Raw genomic sequence first — 17,393 nt, forward strand, 5'->3', positions numbered from 1 at the left:
ACCCAAGGTGAGCCCGTCATGCTGATGCTCAAGCCGTCCTGTGAATGCTGCGATGTTGATCTCCCGCCCGAATCGACGCGCGCGCGCATCTGCTCGTTCGAGTGCACCTTCTGTGAGGGCTGTGCGGACCAGAAGCTGAATGGCGTCTGCCCGAACTGCGGTGGCGAGTTGGTGCGCAGGCCCGTGCGCCCGGCGGAGAAGCTCGCCAAGTACCCGGCATCAAGGGAGCGCACGTTCAAGCCGCAAGGATGCGCTGGGCGTTAGTGATCCGGAAAGCCGGCATCAGGCGATGGACTGTTGCGGTGCTCAGGCACCGCCTTGCTCGGCAACCTCGTTCGCTTTGATCAGGTCGATCGCAACAGTGGCGGCGCCAAGAATGTGCCGTTTGTTCAGGCGCAGCGCCAGGGGCTCGTCCTTCGCTGCCACTGCGGCCAGCAGCTCCTCGTGCTCTGAGTCCGATCGCGCCTCGTAGTGCGCGTTCTTCCACGTGTAGTGGAGGTACCTGTCTGCATGCTTCCACAGGGTCTCCAGTTGGGAAAGCAGGAACGGCCGTGCGGCGCCCGCGTGCAGCAAGCGGTGGAACTCCCAGTTCCATTGCGACCGCTCTTCCAGTGAATCCGCCTTGGCACCCCGGACCAGGGCTTGCCGCGCCGCAGCCAGGTCCTTCGCGGACAGGCGCTTCATCGAATGCTTGAGCGCAATGGACTCCAGGGCCACGCGCATCTCAGCCAGCTCCAGGCATTGGTCTGTGCTGAGGGAGGTGACCACTGCACCGCGGTTGGGCTGGATATCGACCAGCCCGCCCTGTGCCAGTGAGGCGAGCGCTTCGCGCACCGGAATGTGGCTCACGCCGAACTCTGTGGCCACCTCGGCCTGGCGAATCGGCATGCCCCCCGGGTAGGTGCCGTCAACGATGCGACGCTGCAGCGTGAGCGCGATGGTGCGCGCGGCAGGGTTGGCCGTTTTTGACATGGAAGCTTCAGTTTAATATATTAAAAAGGTGCGCTGTCAGGAGGTCAGCCCGAGTTCCGGTGCACGACAGGAGCGAGAAGTGACATTGTTGAACACACCGGTGGTGGGCAAGCGGACGGCGCTGATGACGCCGATCGGAGTCGAACGGATGGGGGACGTGGCCGACACCTTGAACAACCCCGACGTGCTGCGCCTGGAGAACCTGGATACGGACCTGCTGCCGCCACAGGTGGCGCTGGACACCACCCGCGAGCAGGTGCTGGACGATGACGCCAACAGCTACCTGCCCTTCTTCGGCCACGACAGCTTGCGAAGGGCGGCCACAGCGCTCGTTGAGCGAAACGGAGGCCTGCCGGCAGGCACCTACAACTGGAAGAGCCAGTGCTTCATCTCGGCCGGCGGCCTCAGCGGTGTCCTCAACGCCTTGTTGGCCGTCATCGAGCCGGGTGACGAGGTGGTGATGACCAGCCCGACCTACGTAGGCCTGATCAACCGGGTGCTACTGGCCGGTGGTGTGCCACGGTACATCCCGATGAAGGTGGTCGACGGCGAGTGGCGGCTCGAAACCGGGGCGATCGCCGGGGTGGTCACCGAGCGGACCAAGGCCTTCCTGATGATGAGCCCGTCCATGCCCACGGGGGCCACTTTCAACCGACATGAGTGGGAGGCCATCTGCGCTGCCTGCGTTCAGGCCAATGCCTGGATGATCTATGACAGCGCCATGGAGCGCATCCTGTTCGACGGCGCACCGCGCCTCAACCCGTTGCACTTCCCGGGTATGCAGGACCGCACGATCACGGTCGGCGCTGCGTCCAAGGAGTACCGGATGATCGGATGGCGCGTGGGCTGGATCGTCACGCCCATTGCGGCCGCCGAGGCCTTGAGCCGCGCGGCGCTGGGCAACGTGGTCTGCACCGTGGGCATCGCCCAGCAAGCCGTGGCCAGGGCCATCGAAGCGCCTGACGACGGCATCGAGCGATGCACTCGGGAATGGCAGGCCCGCCACGACTACATCGTGCGGGTGCTTCGGCCGAAATACGAGGTGGTGGCGGCCAAGGGCGGGTGGTCACTGCTGGTCGATGTCTCCAGGCATGGCCTCACCGGTGCGGAGGCGTCCAGGCGCCTGCTGGCCGAAGGCGTGGCGGCGACGTCCATGGAGAACTGGGGCCTGGAGAATACTCGCGACTACGTGCGCCTGGTGTTTGCCAACGAACCGGTGCTGCGCCTGAGCACGCTGGCCGAGCGCTTCCAGCGCGCAATACCCGCGTAGGGGCGGACTGGGCGGGCACCATGGGCTTGCGGTGCGGGCGCAGACGTTGCGATGGCTATGAGAGCCGACTGTCGCGCAGTGGAAAACGGCCGACGAGAGAAAGCCAGCACTGGCGCGGGTTTGGCGCGGTTTCGCCGCCGGAAACAGGCAAATCGGCTGACGTGTTGGCGGTGCGATCCCAAGGGTGTGACCTGCGTTCACAACCCTGGGCCAGCCCCGAAAGGGTATCCAGGTACTGGACACCCCTGACCCGTCAGATCACCCGATACACCCGCTCACCGGTGTCGTTGTGCGCTAGCACCACGGTGAGGCCCAGCTTCTTGCGCAGCATCCCGGAGATGGCCCCGCGTACGGTGTGGGGCTGCCAGCCGGTGGCCAGCATCAGTTGCAGGCTGGTTGCGCCCTGCGGGCGGCGCAGCGCCAGCACCAGTGCGGCGAGCTTGGTGCCGCGGCGCACCGGGATGCCCTGCAGAAGTTGGAGATCGCCGATGGTGTCCATCGGCTGGACGTCATCCGGCGGTTCGGGGCGCTGCTGTCCGATGGCCGAGTAGCCCGCGTCAGTCAGCACGTGGCCGTCGTCGGCAGGCTCAATCCATCCTCTTTGCAGCAGTGCGGTCAGCACCTTGACCCGTGCCCCACCGTGCAGGGTACCGGGCGGGATCACGCGCCCATCGGTACGGCGGGCGGCAGTATGCAGCAACAGGCTTTGGGCCGGGGAAATTTTGGGCAGGGTTTCCATCTCGCCCTCCATCACTTGGACTGGCCGTCGAAGATCGCCAGCAGATCGTCCAGCGCCTGATTCACCCGGCCAAGGTCACCGACGTGGCCCCAGTGGATGGCCTCCGGGTCATGGCCGAAGTGGTCGTCGGCCAGTTGCTGCAGCCGGGTCAACTTGAGGTGGATGGCGGCGGCGCGGGTGATATAGGCGTCGATAGCGGTGGGCTTGGTGTTCATCGCGGGGCTCCTTGGTTGGTGGATGACGCCACCATTCACGCGCTGAACGATCAGGAAGCCAAGAAAAAGATCATGCCCACAGCATCGCTCCCTCGTCTGGAGTCCTTCAACCTGATAAATTGCAACCTTTGCGATTCAAACCGACTTTATGCCACCCGAACCCCTGTTGCCGGAGTGCTTTCATGACCGCTGAACCGTGGGTGTCCGTGGACCAGATTGCCGAGCATCTGGGCGTCACGCGTGACTCGATCTACCGCTGGATCGACCGTAAGAACCTGCCCGCGCACCGGGTTGGGCGGCTGTGGAAGTTCCAGGTGTCTGAGGTCGATGACTGGGTGCGCGCCGGGGGCGCGGATGAAGAACAACGCAGCGACGGCCAAACGCCATCGCGCAAAGCTTGAGGGGATGGGCGCCAATGCCAACATTGAACTGGATCGGCAAAGAAGCCGTCGTTAAACACCACAAGGACGTGCCGTTCCGCCTGCTGGAGCCGGTGACCGAACTTTCCTGCGGCCCGGCGCAAGGCAAAGACTCGGGCAACCTCATCGTTCAGGGCGACAACCTGCACGCACTGAAAGCCCTGCTGCCGCGCTATGCCGGTCAAGTCAAATGCATCTACATCGATCCGCCGTACAACACCGGTAACGAAGGCTGGGTTTACAACGACAACGTCAACAGCCCGGAGATTCGCCGCTGGCTGGGCGAAGTGGTCGGCAAGGAAGGCGAAACGCTGGACCGGCACGACCGCTGGCTGTCGATGATGTACCCGCGCTTGGTGCTGCTGAAGCAGTTTCTGCGCGAGGACGGCGCGATCTTCGTTTCCATCGACGATAACGAGGTCGGCAACCTTCGACCACTGATGGATGAGATCTTTGGCGCTCGCAACTTCATTACAGGTTTCATCTGGCGCAAGGTCGATAGCCCGAACGACAACAAGGTGCCGCTGACGCCAGATCACGAATACGTGCTCGCCTACGCCCGCAGCAAGGACCAACTGAAGCTCGCGCAGATGTCTGCGCCCAGCATCGTCGAGGCGTATGGGCAAGTCGATGAACAGGGGCGCCGCTACCGGGATCGCCTCCTTAAGAAAAACGGCCGGAACAGCCTGCGTCGTGATCGCCCAACGATGTACTTCCCGCTGACCGCGCCAGATGGCAGTGACGTCTACCCCATTCATGAGAATGGCGAAGAGGCGCGATGGGCTATGGGCCGAGATGGTGTAGGCCGTCACCAAGCTGCAGGAACGCTAATTTGGAAGCAGCGTCAACGCCAAGGACAGGCTGTGTGGGAGCCTTACACGCGTGAATACGCACCCGAAGATCCACGACGACCTTACCCGAGCATTTGGGCTGACTTGCCAACAATGAGGCAGGCAAAGGCGTTCCTTCGCGACGTGTTTAACACCGCAGATCTATTTGACACCCCCAAGCCTGCCGAATTGATCGAACGAATTCTTAGGATGATGAATGATCCGACGGCGTTGGTCCTGGATAGCTACGCCGGCTCTGGCACTACTGGACATGCAGTCCTGAAGCAAAACGCGGAGGATGGTGGTACTCGCCGTTTCCTGTTGGTTGAGATGGATGACGGGATCGCGGTCCGTGTGGCGGCAGAGCGTGTCAGAAAGGTAGCCAGCGGATATACGCCGGATGGCGGTGACCCGGTAGAAGGCCTCGGCGGCGGCTTCCAGTTCTGTCGCTTGTCTGCCGAACCCCTGTTCGACGCTGACGGCCAAATTCGCAGCGATGTGAAGTTCGCGCAACTCGCTGAGTTTGTCTGGTTTGCAGAAACCGGCACAGGCTTTACCGGTACCGCTGACTCACCGCTGCTGGGCGTGCACGAGGGCCGCGCCATCTACCTGCTCTACAACGGCATCCTCAAGGACAAGTCCACTGGCGGTGGCAATGTGCTCACGGGCCCAGTGTTCGAGGTACTGCCTAAATTCGCTGGCCCGAAAGTGATCTACGCCGCCGCCAACCGCATGGGTGCCCGCGCTGCACGTGAGGGCGTCACCTTCAAGCAAACCCCTTACGCGTTGGAGGTGTAAGCCATGTCCGGATTCGCACCGAAAATCTATCAGCAGCAAGTGCTCGACAGCGTGGAGGCTTATTTCAAGGCCTGCCACGAACTGCCGTCACCGTCGATTGCCTTCACCGCCACCACCGAACGCCTATGGGGGCGCGGCAACCCGTACAACCCGCTGTCGGGCTTCCCGGCTGACATGCCGTACTTCTGCCTGCGCGTACCCACTGGCGGCGGCAAGACTTGGTTGGCAGCCAAGAGCGTGGCGCGGGTCAACACCCACCTGCTGCGCTGCGAGCACAGCGTGATTCTGTGGCTGGTGCCCAGCAAGCCGATTCGTGAGCAGACCATCAAGGCGCTGAAGGATCGAAGCCACCCCTATCACGCTGCACTGCGGGAGGCGGGCCCGATCACGGTGCTGGATTTGGAAGAGGCCAAGAGCGTCACCCGCGCCACGTTGGATACCTCGACCACGATCATCGTTGCCACGCGGCAGGCGTTTCAGGTGGAAGAAGAAGAGTGCCGCAAGGTTTACCAGTCCAGCGGTGCGCTGATGCATCACTTCGACAATCTCTCCCCCAGTCAGCGTGATGAATTGCTGACCGATGGCGAGGGCAGCGAGCGGACCACCCCGTATTCACTGGCCAACGTGCTGCGCCTGCGCCGACCGTTTGTTGTGGTGGACGAGGCGCACAACAGCCGCACCGAACTGGCCTTCGACATGTTGGCGCGCTTCCGCCCCAGCGGTGTGATGGAGCTGACCGCCACGCCAGATTTGGAACGCACGCCCAGCAATGTGCTGCACAGCGTGTCCGCCGCCGAGTTGAAGGCGGAAGAAATGATCAAGTTGCCTGTGGTGCTGGAAGCCGAGCCCAACTGGCAGCAATGCCTGGCTGATGCGATTGGCCGCCGCGATGCCCTGCACAAGCTGGCCGATGAAGAACGCCGTGCCGGGGCTGCCTATTTGCGTCCGCTGGTATTGATTCAATCGGAATCGCGCCGTGCCGGAATCGAGACGCTGGATTTCGAGAGGGTGAAGAACGAGCTGATCACCAACCACGGCATCCCGGCCAGCGAGATCGTGGTGGCCACTGGCGAAGAAAAAGGGCTGGAGCAGATCGACGCCGATTACAAGCTGGGCATTGCCGACCCGGCTTGCCCGGTGAAGTTCGTCATCACCCAGAAGGCGTTGGCCGAGGGCTGGGACTGTCCGTTTGCCTACATTCTGGTGAGCATGGCCTCGCTGTCGTCGGCCACGGCGGTGGAGCAGTTGCTCGGGCGCGTGCTGCGGCAACCCGGTGCCAGCCATCGAAATACCAAGGCACTGAATCAGTCCTATGCCTTTGTGGTGTCTCGCAACTTTGCCGAAACGGCTAGCGCACTGCGTGACCGGCTGGTTGCTGGTGCGGGTTTCGAGCGGCGTGAAGTCACGGAGTTCGTCACGGCTGCCAAGGCCGAGCAGGCGAGGCTGGATCTGGACGGCCACGCCGGGCGCGTCATCGTTCGGCCCGTGGCGATTACGCTATCTGAAAAGCCAGACCTGAAGAGCGTACCGAAGCCAGTACGAGACAAGGTGAGCTGGGACGGCAAGCTCAACACGCTGACGATCAGCACACCGCTCACAGAGGATGAAGCCGAAGTCCTCAAGGCGTCGGTGACCTCCGAAACAGCGGCGGCGGCCATTGTGGAAGCGGCCGAAGTCAGCCGCACCACGGCGATTGAATTCTTTCAGACCCCGGCCGAATTGGGCGAGCGCTTCCGTGTGCCCCAACTGGCCTTGCGCGTGCAGGGCAGTCAAGGTGAATTGGCGCTGTTTGATGACCCGGAGGTGCTGGAATATCCGTGGGACCTTTCGCCCTACGATGCTGCACCGACAGCCGATGACCTGACCGCATTGGGTGCGGCGCTGAAAGTGTCGGAAGGTGGCGAGATTGATATCGATGATGGCGGTCACGTGGTGTCGCGCTTTTTGCCCGATTTGCAGCGCGATCTGGGCCTTGTCTATCAACCCGAAAACTGGGATGAAGTCCGCATTGCCACCTGGCTGTGCCGCAACCTGCCCGAGCCGTCACTGACCCACGCCAGCAAGCAGACGTTTGTTGCTGCGTGGCTCACCCATTTGCTGCGCCGGGAAGGCTTCACGCTGGCACGCGCCAACTTGCAGAAGTTCTTGATCCGCAATCTGGTCGAGGCGCGCATTCGTGAACTGCGCAAGCAGGCCGTTGGCAAGGCTTTCCAACAGGCACTATTCGGTGACGATTCGGCCACGCGCGTGGCGGTGACCGACCAATACGTCTTCGAGTTTCACGCCCAAGCCTACGCGCCCAGCCGTGACTACGACGGGCGCTTTGGGCACTTCGATTTTCGCAAGCACTTCTACGGGCGGATAGGCGACTTTGACAGCAAGGAAGAGTTCGAATGTGCCTGCCAATTGGATATGTGGGCGCAACAAGGTCGAATCCAGTTCTGGGTGCGCAACCTCGTTCGGCGCGAAGGCAGTTCCTTCTTCTTGCAGAAGGCCGATGGCCGTTTCTACCCGGATTTCCTCTGCCAGCTACCCGGTTCAGCAGACAAACCGGGATCGGTTTTGGCGGTTGAATACAAAGGGGCAGATCGCTGGAGCGGGGCTGAGGATGACCGACTGATCGGTGGCCTGTGGGCCAATCTGTCGGAAGGCCGTTGCCGGTTCGTGATGGTCAAGGACAAGCGCTGGGATTGGGTTGAGGAGGTGCTGAAGTGAGCGACTTCCAAAAGCAATACGCCCTGTGGGATGAATTCCTGAGTGTCTGGCCCGCCTCCCGTCTGGCCACGATGACCCTGGACGACTACAGCCAAGCGGGATCGAAGGACAGCTTCACCTACTGGATCGAATCGCGTCTGGACGAGTTGGGCAGCATCTGGGGCGGCTCGTCGTTCAAGTTCGGCGTGTTCTCACGCAGGGACACCGAGGACAAGAAATCCGACGCCAAGCTTTCCTACTCGGATACCCACGGCTGGTATTCATCGCTGGGCAGCACTGCTGAAGAGGCGTTCGAGAAAGTACGCGGCTTCGTGGTGCAGGTGGCCGATTGGGCAGCCAAGGGCGATCTCGATGCCATCGAGTCCTTCGAGCATCTGGGCGAGGCCTTCAAGTGGAAGATCGCCTTCCACTACCAAAATCGTCAAGCGCCGGTGATCGTGGACATCTTCAAGCGTGCGCCGTTGGCGGTGTTCACGGGCGGCACGGCCAGCCAGTCGATGGCCACTTTGCAGAAGGCCGCGCTGGCCAAGCGGCCCGAGGGGCTGGGCATTCTGGAATTCGGTCGGCAGGTGTGGGAGGCGTGGAGCCAGAAGAATCTGGCGGTCTGGAAGCTCTCGCACGGCAACCCGCCCAACTTCACCGACGCCGAGCGCCAGCAGTATCTGGATGGGCAATGGGCGGTGATGCACCGCGACACCGGCAAGGAACAAGGCAAGAAGTTTGCCGAGGCACCGCTGGGTGCCTTGTTCTTCCTGTGCCACGGCAACAGCCCGCAGCGTATTGGCCAATTCACGTCGGCGGCTATGCCTTGCGCCAAGGGCGACGGCTGGTTGCAGCGCAGCTACCGTGTGCTCAAGCCCGCGCAGCGCACCGACCGCTACACCGCCAACTCCAAGAACTGGTCGCCGCAGGGCAATTCGACCTTCTGGCAGGTGGGTGCGCACGATCTGCCGGAATTCGAATCCACCTTGCTCAAGCCATTTTTCGGCACCGATCTGGCCGAATTGGCCGCGCTGGCCGGTGAGCCGATCGAGGCGGCCAGCCTGGGCGACGGCGTGGCACCGCCGCCGGTCGCTACACCGGGCACGGGCAACAAGCGCAACGCGACCTGCTTCAACCGCATCTACTACGGCCCGCCCGGCACCGGCAAAACCTACACGCTGATGCAACTGCTCAAGCGCGATTACGAGCCGCAGGCCGCGTCCATCTCCACCGAAGAATGGCGCACGCAGGTCATTGCCGAGAAGGTGGCCGTGCTGAAGTGGTGGGAAGGGGCCGCTGCCGCGCTGTATGACCTGGGCGGCAAGGCCAAGGTGGCGGACATTGCGGAGCACCGGTTCATTCAGGCCATGACCGCCGCCAACGGCTCAAACCGCAGTGTGCGGCAAACGCTGTGGCGCACACTGCAGACCCACACCGTGGAGGAATCCTCCACGGTGAAGCTGAAAAAGCGCCTGAGCCCGGCCGTGTTCGATAAGACGGCAGACTCGGTGTGGCAGTTCGCCGGTGATTGGCAGGATGCCTGCGCTGATTTGATCAGCTTGGTCGATCAGCTCAAAGCAGGCCAACAGGACACCGCCACGGTGCAGCGCTACAGCTTCGTGACCTTCCATCAGTCCTACGGCTACGAGGAGTTCGTCGAGGGCTTGCGCCCCGTGCTGAACGGCGATGCCGAAGCGGGCGAAGTGGAGTACGAAATTCGCCCTGGCGCGTTCAAGGAGCTGTGCCGTAAGGCCCGCCAGGCGCCCGATCAACGCTTTGCGATGGTCATCGACGAAATCAACCGGGGCAACATCAGCAAGATTTTTGGTGAGCTGATCACGCTGATCGAACCGGACAAGCGCGACTCGCTCGATGGCGGCAAACCGCCCATCGAACTGACGCTGGCCTATTCGGGCGAGAAGTTCTCGGTGCCTGCCAATGTGGACATCATCGGCACGATGAACACGGCGGATCGTTCGCTGGCCTTGCTGGATACGGCGCTGCGCCGCCGCTTCGATTTCGTGCCGCTGCTGCCCGACACGCGCGCCGTGAAAGTGCCCGATGAGCCGCACAGCGCGCCGCTGGCGGGCTTGGTGGTGAGTACTGACGTAGGCGAGATCGACGTGCGCCGGATGCTGGAGCGTATCAATGAGCGCATCGAGGCGCTGTACGACCGCGATCACTGCATCGGCCACGCCTACTTCACACACCTGTGGCACAAGACGGATGGCGCGCAGCGCTTCGAGACCCTGGCCGATACCTTCCGCAATCGCGTGTTGCCCCTACTGGAGGAATACTTCTTCGAGGACTGGCGCAAGATTCGACTGGTGCTGGGCGACAACCAGAAGCCCGATGCCGCCCAGTTCATCACCGAGAGCGATGCCCACGAGCAGGCATTGAATGACCTGTTTGGCGACGACCACGGGCTCGACAGCTACACCACCCAGCGCCGCCATCAACTCCAGGCATCGGCATTCGCCAACCCAGCCAGCTACCTCGGCATCTACCAGTCCCTGGCTTGAGGGGGGCGAATGGCGCACACCCCGATCTACGAATTCGATGTACTGGTGGCTGCCGCCGCCGGTGACACCGATGGCGTGGGGCTACGCACGGTGCCGCCGCAGGTGTTTGCCTGGCTGGAAGCGCAGGCGCTGCGCTTGGCCGAGGTGGGCGAGGCGCCCTGGCTGCGCTTGACCCAGCGACGCGGGCGACGGGCCGTACAGGTGACCAATTTCGTAGGAGTGATACGGGCACCGGATGGCTATCAGATCGAGGTGTTGCCAAAAGTCGGCAAAGCGATTGGCGGTGGCGACGTTGAGGCTCGGCAGTTGCTGATCGAAATGCTGCGCTGCCTGGGCGGCTTTCGCCACATCCAGACCGACAGCGCCAAGCTGTTCGCTACCCGCATGCCTTTGCTGGAAGTGTTCATCGCTGAATTCCTTCGCGCCGTGGAGCATCTCGTCAAACGCGGCCTGCGCAGCGATTACAGGGCGCAGCAGGACAACCTGTTTGCACTGCGCGGCAAGCTGCAAATGGCAGCACACCTGCGGCACAACCTGTGTCGGCGCGACCGTTTCTTTGTCGAGTTCGACGAGTTCTCGCCCAACCGACCGGAGAACCGTTTGCTGCACGCGGCGCTCAGACGAGTGCTCGCCTGGACGGCATCGCAGGCCAACCAGCAACTGGCACGCGAGCTGTGCTTCGTGTTTGCTGACGTACCGGCATCGGAACACCCTGCCACGGACTTTCAGCGAGTGCGCCTGGATCGGGGCATGGCGCATTACGAAGGGGCGTTGGCGTGGGTACGGCTGATCCTGGAGGATGAATCGCCGCTCACCGGCGCGGGCGGTCATCATGCGCCGTCCCTGCTGTTTCCGATGGAGGCAGTGTTCGAGGCCTTCGTCGCCAAGCACCTTGCACGGCAACTTGAGCAAGGCTTCGCGCTGCGCACGCAGGCCCGCAGCCTTTCCTTGGTCAGGCACCTCGAACAGAACTGGTTCCGCCTGAAACCCGATCTGCTGGTGCAGGCGTCGAAGGTCAGTCGTGTGGTGCTGGACACCAAGTGGAAGCTGATCGATGGCCAGCAGGCCACGGGTTCAGACAAATACGGTCTGGATCAGGGCGACTTCTACCAACTCCACGCCTATGGCCAGAACTACCTGGACGGCCAAGGGGACGTGGTGTTGATCTACCCGAAGACGGATGTCTTGAACAAGGCGCTGCCCGTGTTCGATTTTCCGAAATCGTCAGGACTGCGGTTGTGGGTGCTGCCGTTCTGCCTGCGGCGGCGTGAGCTCATCCTGCCTGCTTGCGGCAGTCTCGATGGGTGCTTCTCGCGTGGGCCTTCTGCGCTTTCAGGCAGGGACGCTGCGAGCGATGCCGCTGCTCAAGAAGCGGTCTTGGCATGATCGACGCCGATGCATTGGCGTCGCTGCGCGCCGAAAACGCGCGCCTGACCGCACTGCTGGACGCGCACGGCATCGCCTGGCGCTTGCCGCCGCAGGCGCAAACGCCGACGGTTGCGGAGCTCTCTCGGCTGACCACCGACGAGAAGGTGGCGCTGTTCCGCACGTTGTTTCGCGGTCGGACGGATGTGTATCCGATCCGCTGGGACGGCAAGACCAGCGGCAAGTCTGGCTACGCCCCGGCCTGCGCCAACGAGTGGCGCGCGGGCGTCTGCGAGAAGCCGCGCATCAAGTGTGGCGACTGCGCTCACCGCGTCTTGCAGCCGCTGACCGATGCGGTGATCTACGACCATCTGGCCGGCGAACACACCGTCGGCGTCTATCCGCTGCTGGAAGGCGACACCTGTCATTTCCTGGCAGTCGATTTCGATGAGGCCGACTGGCGCGAGGATGCCCAGGCCTTCATCCAGTCTTGTACTGAACTGGGCGTGTCGGCGGCACTGGAGATATCCCGCTCTGGCCAGGGCGCGCACGCCTGGGTGTTTTTCGCCAGTGCGGTATCGGCGCGCGATGCGCGTCGTCTGGGTACGGCCATCATCAGCCACGCCTGTACGCGCACCCGCCAACTTCAACTGACGTCCTACGACCGCCTGTTCCCGAATCAGGACACGATGCCCAAGGGCGGCTTTGGCAATCTGATTGCCTTGCCTTTGCAGAAGCATCCGCGCGAGCGGGGGTTCAGCGTATTCGTGGATGCCAGTCTGCAGCCGTATCCCGACCAGTGGGCATTTCTCGCATCCGTTGCGCGGATGCCCGCGCACGACATCGAACCGACCATCTTGCGCGCCACGGGCGGCGCGCATCCGCTGGACGTGACCTTCATCGACGACGAGGATCTGGCCACGCCGTGGAAGAGGGAAAGCAAACCAGCCAAGCTGGCCGGTCTGATGCCCAAATCGCTGACCGTCATCCTGGCCAATCAGATCTATTTCGAGAAGGCGCAAATGCCGCAGGCGCTGGCCAATCGCCTGATCCGGCTGGCTGCCTTCCAGAATCCGGAGTTCTACCGGGCGCAGGCGATGCGGATGTCGGTGTGGGACAAGCCGCGCATCATCGGCTGCGCCGAAAATTTTCCGCAGCACATCGCGCTGCCGCGCGGGTGTTTCGACGCCGCGCGTGACCTGTTGGCGGACAACGGCATTCGCCTCGACCAGCGCGATGAGCGCCACGCCGGAACACCCATCGCCGTTGGCTTCAGCGGCACGCTGCGCCCAGACCAGGAAGCCGCCGTGGCGGCGATGCTGGGTCACGATGCTGGTGTGCTGTGCGCGCCAACGGCCTTCGGCAAAACGGTGACGGCCGCAGCGATCATCGCCCAGCGTGGCGTCAACACCTTGGTGCTGGTGCACCGCACGGAACTGCTCAAGCAGTGGCAGGTGCGTCTTGCCGCATTCCTGGATGCAGGCAAGGATGTGATCGGCGTCATCGGCGGCGGCAAGAACAAGCCCACCGGCAAGATCGACATCGCGGTGATGCAATCGCTTTCGCGTCAAGGTGAGGCCGATCCACTGGTGGAAAGCTACGGGCAGGTGATCGTGGACGAATGCCACCATGTTGGCGCAGCGTCCTTCGATGCCATCCTGCGGCGTGCAAAGGCGAAACACGTGGTCGGCCTGACGGCAACGCCGATTCGCCGCGATGGGCAACAGCCCATCATCTTCATGCAGTGCGGGCCAATCCGACACAAGGCGGCGCAGCCGCTTGGCGCGCCGCACGATCTGGCGGTGATGCCGCAGTTCATCGAGTCGCCGATCGCTCTGCCAGCGAAGGCGGGCATCCAGGATGTGTTCCGGCATCTGGCACAAGACGCGGCCCGCACGGCAGCCATCGCCAGTGCGATCACCGACGCCTTCCGGCAAGGCCGCAAGGTGCTGGCGCTGACTGAACGCACCGAGCACATCGACGCCATTCGCACCGCGTTGACCGATCAGGTGCCGGAACCGTTCGTGTTGCACGGCCGGATGTCAAAAAAGCAGCGCGCCGCGTTGATCGCCGCGCTCGATGCCTTGTCGCCGGACGCGCCGCGCGTGCTGCTGGCCACCGGCAAGCTGGTTGGCGAAGGCTTCGACCATCCGCCACTGGACACCTTGGTGCTGGCGATGCCCGTCTCGTGGAAAGGCACGCTGCAGCAATACGCCGGGCGCCTGCACCGGGAACACGCCAGCAAGACCGACGTGCGCATCATCGACTTCGTCGACACGGGGCATCCGGCCTTGCTGCGGATGTGGGACAAGCGCCAGCGTGGCTATCGGGCGATGGGGTATCGCGTCGGTTCGGGGGCGCCGTCCGTAGGCCGTTTCGAATGGTGATGTCGGCTGGGCAGGGTGCCAGAACAGCCGGGTAGACAATCTATGCCACTCGGTGGCACAATATTCCCAATGACGCGAGTATTCAAAACTCGCCACTTCCAGCGATGGATGCGCAAGACGGAGCTCACCGATGCCGTCCTGTGCAGGGCCGTTCAGGAGATGGCGGCCGGCCTGATCGACGCTGACCTCGGCGGCAGCGTGGTGAAGAAACGCGTCGGGTTGGCGGGGCGTGGCAAGCGTGGTGGCGTGCGCACGCTGGTCGCCACCAACAAGGGCAACCGCTGGTTTTTCGTGTTCGGCTTCGAGAAGAACGAACGGGCGAACGTCAGCGACGAGGAGCTCGAAGGCTTGCAGACCATCGCCGCCGACCTGCTGGCTCGAACAGGCCCGCAACTGGATGAAGCCGTTGCCGACGGCGCTTTGCAGGAGATTTGCCAATGACCACCAAGACCAAGAGTCGCATCCTCGAGGCCGTTCACGAATCGGCCAGCGATCTGCATCGCCTGGGATTCATCGACAAGCGCAAGATGCAGAAATACGACGCGCTGTGCCTGGAACCGGTGCGGGACTACGACGCCGAAAAGGTCAAGGCGCTGCGCGAGCGATTGCACCTGAGTCAGGCCGTGCTGGCCAGCGTGCTGAACACCAGCACGTCCACTGTCCGCAAGTGGGAGGTGGGCGACAAGCGCCCCAGCGGGCCGTCGCAAAAGCTGCTGGACATCCTTGAGCGCAAGGGGCTGGAAGCGGTTCTTTGATCCGCCTATTGCCGCTCACGCCCGCTGCATTGCTATTCAAGCGACGGAGACGGAATTGAACCGGCGTCCGTCCGCCAGCAAATGTTAGTGACCGGATCGCATAGGGCGACGATTACTGGGACCGAGTAGTCCGCCCAGTACCGCAGGTGTTTGTAGTCGCCTCGGTAGGTGATAGACGTCTCGTCCTGCTCTTTCAGGTAGGAGGGGCCGCACTTGATCTGGACGGCAAGTAGACGACCATGGCTCTCGCCTTGCTCAGATCTGAGTTCGACTTCACCGTCAATTCCAATATCGCTTGTTGCCCTTTCTCGAAAAATCCACCCAAGTCCCTGATGAACCTTCAAGCCGACAAGATGAACACCGGTCCGTCCCTGCTGATCGACGTCGGATGCTACGGGAAACTTGCTTTCGCTCACTGCTACTCCTAGTACGTCGAAGCGTATAGCACCTTGGTAGGGTTTCAGATGCTCGTCGTCAGAGGCCGCCAGCGGCTGCGCTGTCTACACATCGAACGTGATGAGGAAATGGGGCTTACCCTAGTCGTCGCTGCCGAGCATGCGGGTTTTGTCTGATTGGCGTCCCGCGGCCCGCTCACAGTTATCGCAACGCCTGCACATTGAAAGGGGCTTCGCGGCGTGACAGGTCACTGCCAACTGGATGACCGCTATGAGCCGGGAAGCGTGAGTTCGCGGTGCGGCCGTGACAGACAGCAACCGATGCAGTGCAACTCATGGCAAGCACCCCTTGCCTCCACCTGCTGACTCATCGCGCGATCTATCGAGACCGCCAAGTCAGCTCGTTGCTGCCCTAAACCGGCTCACTTGACAGTAGCCCGAAGTGTGCGAGTTTGTAGCAACTCCTCCACTTCGGCACCTACATGAACACGCGAACCACCTGGTCGAGCGACTCCGTCATCGCTCGCAGCGCCCCCAATGGCATCCACATCGAGATCTGCGATCGACTGTCCCTGTCGCTGCGCACCGAACGCCCACAACTGCTGAAGCGCTTGCTGGCCCACGTTGACAAACCCGTTCTCGCCAAGGACGTTCGCCAGTTCGTTTTCGATCCGCGCATCCTGGATTGGCACTGCGTGCATCGGTCGTTTCCGGTTTACGGCGAAATGTTTTGCTGGCATCGACATTTCTTTCTGCATGCCTACTCGCTCAGAGATCCGTCGAGCGGTGCGCACGGTGAAGGTGGCGCCGCGCGCGCATGGTGGCATGAACTGAACCGATACCGCGTGGCCAGTTCGCGGAACGAGGCTGCTTCTCTGGCGGCATTGGCCGCAGTCGGATGCGTCGGCCCAGCAGGAGAAGCGCACAGGGCAGTCCTGGGGCGCTTCTCGCGGTGGCTGATAGGCGAAGAAATGGACACGTGGAGTCGTGGCCTCAAATTTTGACGTCAGTGCGACCTGTCCTCATGCCGTTGGCTCAAGCCAAAACCTGCTTGGCGGGCCGTCCCCTTGGGCGCTTGGCGGGCAATGGCGGTGCTTCAACCGCTGCAGGCGGCCGCGCATGGTCGGCTTCATTGATTTCTCCGCGCAGCCACCTCAAGAGTTCTGTGCGTCGGAAGTAGCGCGCGCGGCCCACGCGTATGAGGGCAGGCATGCCAATGGCGACTTCACGACGAATCCATTTGTCGAGGCAGGCGGCGGTGACGCCAATGATTTGAGCGGCCGTGGGTACGTCCACGAGCATGGGCTGAATTGTGTCGCCCTGAGGCAACGAAAGAACAGAGTGAGTCACAGGCTCTCCTGGGGAACCTGGCAGCAGATCGGGTGCCTGTGAGTGGCCACAGACAAGCCTCATCCTCAACCCTGTTTCTATAAGCGGGGTGGAGATGTACCAATCCTTGCGATGTGGTGTGCGCCAGAGAGGCACCAGACGTGGATCGGAGGTGGGCCGATGGATCGGCAATCGATGGGGTGTCCAGGCACCTTCGGCGATATGGTGATGACCGACAGCTGTCGGCGGGAGACACAACTTTCGATCGGTCTCACGCATGCAAGGATGGCCGACGAGCCTGACTCAGGCAAGCGACCTGGCCCAGCACATGCTGTGGGGCATGGATCGCCACCGCAAACTGTTTTGCAGGTTCAGGGGCGAGGAGGGCGCGCGAGATTTGACTGCACGGGGACACTGCGGGGACGGCGCCCCTGTCCATCGCTGTCCACTGGCGTCCGACGCCGTCTGCGCGGGGACAATTCGGGGACACTCAGCGTCGAAAATCGGCTATTTTCAGCGTCTGCCGATTTTTCCGGCTTTCGCGTAAGCTGTTGAATTTAAAGGGGATTTATGGCCTGCCCGGAGGGACTCGAACCCCCGACCTGCTGCTTAGAAGGCAGCTGCTCTATCCAGTTGAGCTACGGGCAGTGCGCAAGGCGGCTCGGATGGAAAAAAGGCCCACGGGGTGGGCCTTTGTTCT

The 17,393-nt window shown here is 62.5% G+C and carries 16 protein-coding genes and 1 tRNA gene; 11 read left to right on the forward strand and 6 right to left on the reverse strand.

Translation table 11 applies throughout. The features are described 5' to 3' along the window. Positions 1 to 18: 18 nt before the first annotated feature. On the forward strand, positions 19 to 264 hold the full coding sequence (locus tag M3149_RS07245; protein WP_251708668.1) for a DUF1272 domain-containing protein: 246 nt from the start codon (positions 19 to 21) through the stop codon (positions 262 to 264). A gap of 42 nt (positions 265 to 306) precedes the next feature. Here M3149_RS07245 and M3149_RS07250 read toward each other — a convergent pair whose 3' ends face one another. Further along, on the reverse strand, positions 307 to 972 hold the full coding sequence (locus M3149_RS07250; protein WP_251708669.1) for a GntR family transcriptional regulator: 666 nt from the start codon (positions 970 to 972) through the stop codon (positions 307 to 309). Positions 973 to 1,051: 79 nt separating this feature from the next. Between M3149_RS07250 and M3149_RS07255 the strand changes: the two genes are divergently transcribed. Continuing rightward, positions 1,052 to 2,242 carry a pyridoxal phosphate-dependent aminotransferase gene (locus tag M3149_RS07255; RefSeq protein WP_251708670.1) on the forward strand — a complete coding sequence of 397 codons (1,191 nt, stop codon included), beginning with the start codon at positions 1,052 to 1,054 and terminating at the stop codon, positions 2,240 to 2,242. 253 nt (positions 2,243 to 2,495) lie between these two features. On the opposite strand, the gene M3149_RS07260 is transcribed toward M3149_RS07255, so the two are convergent. Together M3149_RS07260 and M3149_RS07265 are read right to left on the reverse strand one after the other, a co-directional pair. Beyond that, the gene (locus M3149_RS07260) at positions 2,496 to 2,981 is read right to left on the reverse strand and encodes a DUF3489 domain-containing protein (RefSeq protein WP_251708671.1); all 486 of its coding nucleotides are present in this window, start codon (positions 2,979 to 2,981) and stop codon (positions 2,496 to 2,498) included. Between the two features lie 11 nt (positions 2,982 to 2,992). Next, the gene (locus M3149_RS07265; RefSeq protein WP_251708672.1) at positions 2,993 to 3,196 is read right to left on the reverse strand and encodes a hypothetical protein; all 204 of its coding nucleotides are present in this window, start codon (positions 3,194 to 3,196) and stop codon (positions 2,993 to 2,995) included. Positions 3,197 to 3,378: 182 nt separating this feature from the next. Between M3149_RS07265 and M3149_RS07270 the strand changes: the two genes are divergently transcribed. The 8 genes from M3149_RS07270 (at position 3,379) to M3149_RS07305 (ending at position 14,969) form a co-directional block, all read left to right on the forward strand. After that, positions 3,379 to 3,597 carry a helix-turn-helix domain-containing protein gene (locus tag M3149_RS07270; protein ID WP_251708673.1) on the forward strand — a complete coding sequence of 73 codons (219 nt, stop codon included), beginning with the start codon at positions 3,379 to 3,381 and terminating at the stop codon, positions 3,595 to 3,597. A gap of 14 nt (positions 3,598 to 3,611) precedes the next feature. After that, on the forward strand, positions 3,612 to 5,243 hold the full coding sequence (locus tag M3149_RS07275) for a site-specific DNA-methyltransferase (protein WP_251708674.1): 1,632 nt from the start codon (positions 3,612 to 3,614) through the stop codon (positions 5,241 to 5,243). A gap of 3 nt (positions 5,244 to 5,246) precedes the next feature. Further along, positions 5,247 to 7,958 carry a DEAD/DEAH box helicase gene (locus tag M3149_RS07280; protein WP_251708675.1) on the forward strand — a complete coding sequence of 904 codons (2,712 nt, stop codon included), beginning with the start codon at positions 5,247 to 5,249 and terminating at the stop codon, positions 7,956 to 7,958. After that, complete coding sequence (locus tag M3149_RS07285) at positions 7,955 to 10,462, forward strand: McrB family protein (protein WP_251708676.1); 2,508 nt, start codon at positions 7,955 to 7,957, stop codon at positions 10,460 to 10,462. Before M3149_RS07280 ends, M3149_RS07285 begins: the two co-directional genes overlap by 4 nt. A 9-nt stretch (positions 10,463 to 10,471) precedes the next feature. Then, complete coding sequence (locus M3149_RS07290; RefSeq protein WP_251708677.1) at positions 10,472 to 11,848, forward strand: McrC family protein; 1,377 nt, start codon at positions 10,472 to 10,474, stop codon at positions 11,846 to 11,848. After that, entirely contained in the window at positions 11,845 to 14,214 is a 2,370-nt protein-coding gene (locus tag M3149_RS07295; protein WP_251708678.1) for a TOTE conflict system archaeo-eukaryotic primase domain-containing protein, read from the forward strand. The genes M3149_RS07290 and M3149_RS07295 overlap by 4 nt, the downstream gene beginning before the upstream one ends. A 69-nt stretch (positions 14,215 to 14,283) precedes the next feature. After that, complete coding sequence (locus tag M3149_RS07300) at positions 14,284 to 14,655, forward strand: type II toxin-antitoxin system RelE/ParE family toxin (RefSeq protein ID WP_285886656.1); 372 nt, start codon at positions 14,284 to 14,286, stop codon at positions 14,653 to 14,655. Beyond that, positions 14,652 to 14,969, forward strand: coding sequence for a helix-turn-helix domain-containing protein (locus M3149_RS07305; RefSeq protein ID WP_251708680.1), 318 nt, complete (start codon positions 14,652 to 14,654; stop codon positions 14,967 to 14,969). The genes M3149_RS07300 and M3149_RS07305 overlap by 4 nt, the downstream gene beginning before the upstream one ends. Positions 14,970 to 15,001: 32 nt before the next feature. On the opposite strand, the gene M3149_RS23160 is transcribed toward M3149_RS07305, so the two are convergent. Beyond that, entirely contained in the window at positions 15,002 to 15,385 is a 384-nt protein-coding gene (locus M3149_RS23160) for a DUF4365 domain-containing protein (RefSeq protein ID WP_353056805.1), read from the reverse strand. Positions 15,386 to 15,846: 461 nt separating this feature from the next. Here M3149_RS23160 and M3149_RS07310 point away from each other — a divergent pair, with 461 nt between their 5' ends. Continuing rightward, entirely contained in the window at positions 15,847 to 16,368 is a 522-nt protein-coding gene (locus M3149_RS07310) for a hypothetical protein (RefSeq protein WP_251708681.1), read from the forward strand. 31 nt (positions 16,369 to 16,399) lie between these two features. Here the strand turns inward: M3149_RS07310 and M3149_RS07315 are convergent, their stop codons facing one another. Continuing rightward, positions 16,400 to 16,666 (reverse strand): helix-turn-helix domain-containing protein, encoded by a 267-nt coding sequence (locus M3149_RS07315; RefSeq protein ID WP_251708682.1) that lies wholly within the window; start codon positions 16,664 to 16,666, stop codon positions 16,400 to 16,402. 598 nt (positions 16,667 to 17,264) lie between these two features. Then, a tRNA-Arg gene (locus M3149_RS07320) sits at positions 17,265 to 17,341 on the reverse strand. Positions 17,342 to 17,393: the final 52 nt, after the last annotated feature.

The sequence above is a fragment of the Hydrogenophaga intermedia genome (assembly GCF_023715105.1).
GTDB lineage: Bacteria > Pseudomonadota > Gammaproteobacteria > Burkholderiales > Burkholderiaceae_C > Hydrogenophaga > Hydrogenophaga intermedia_A.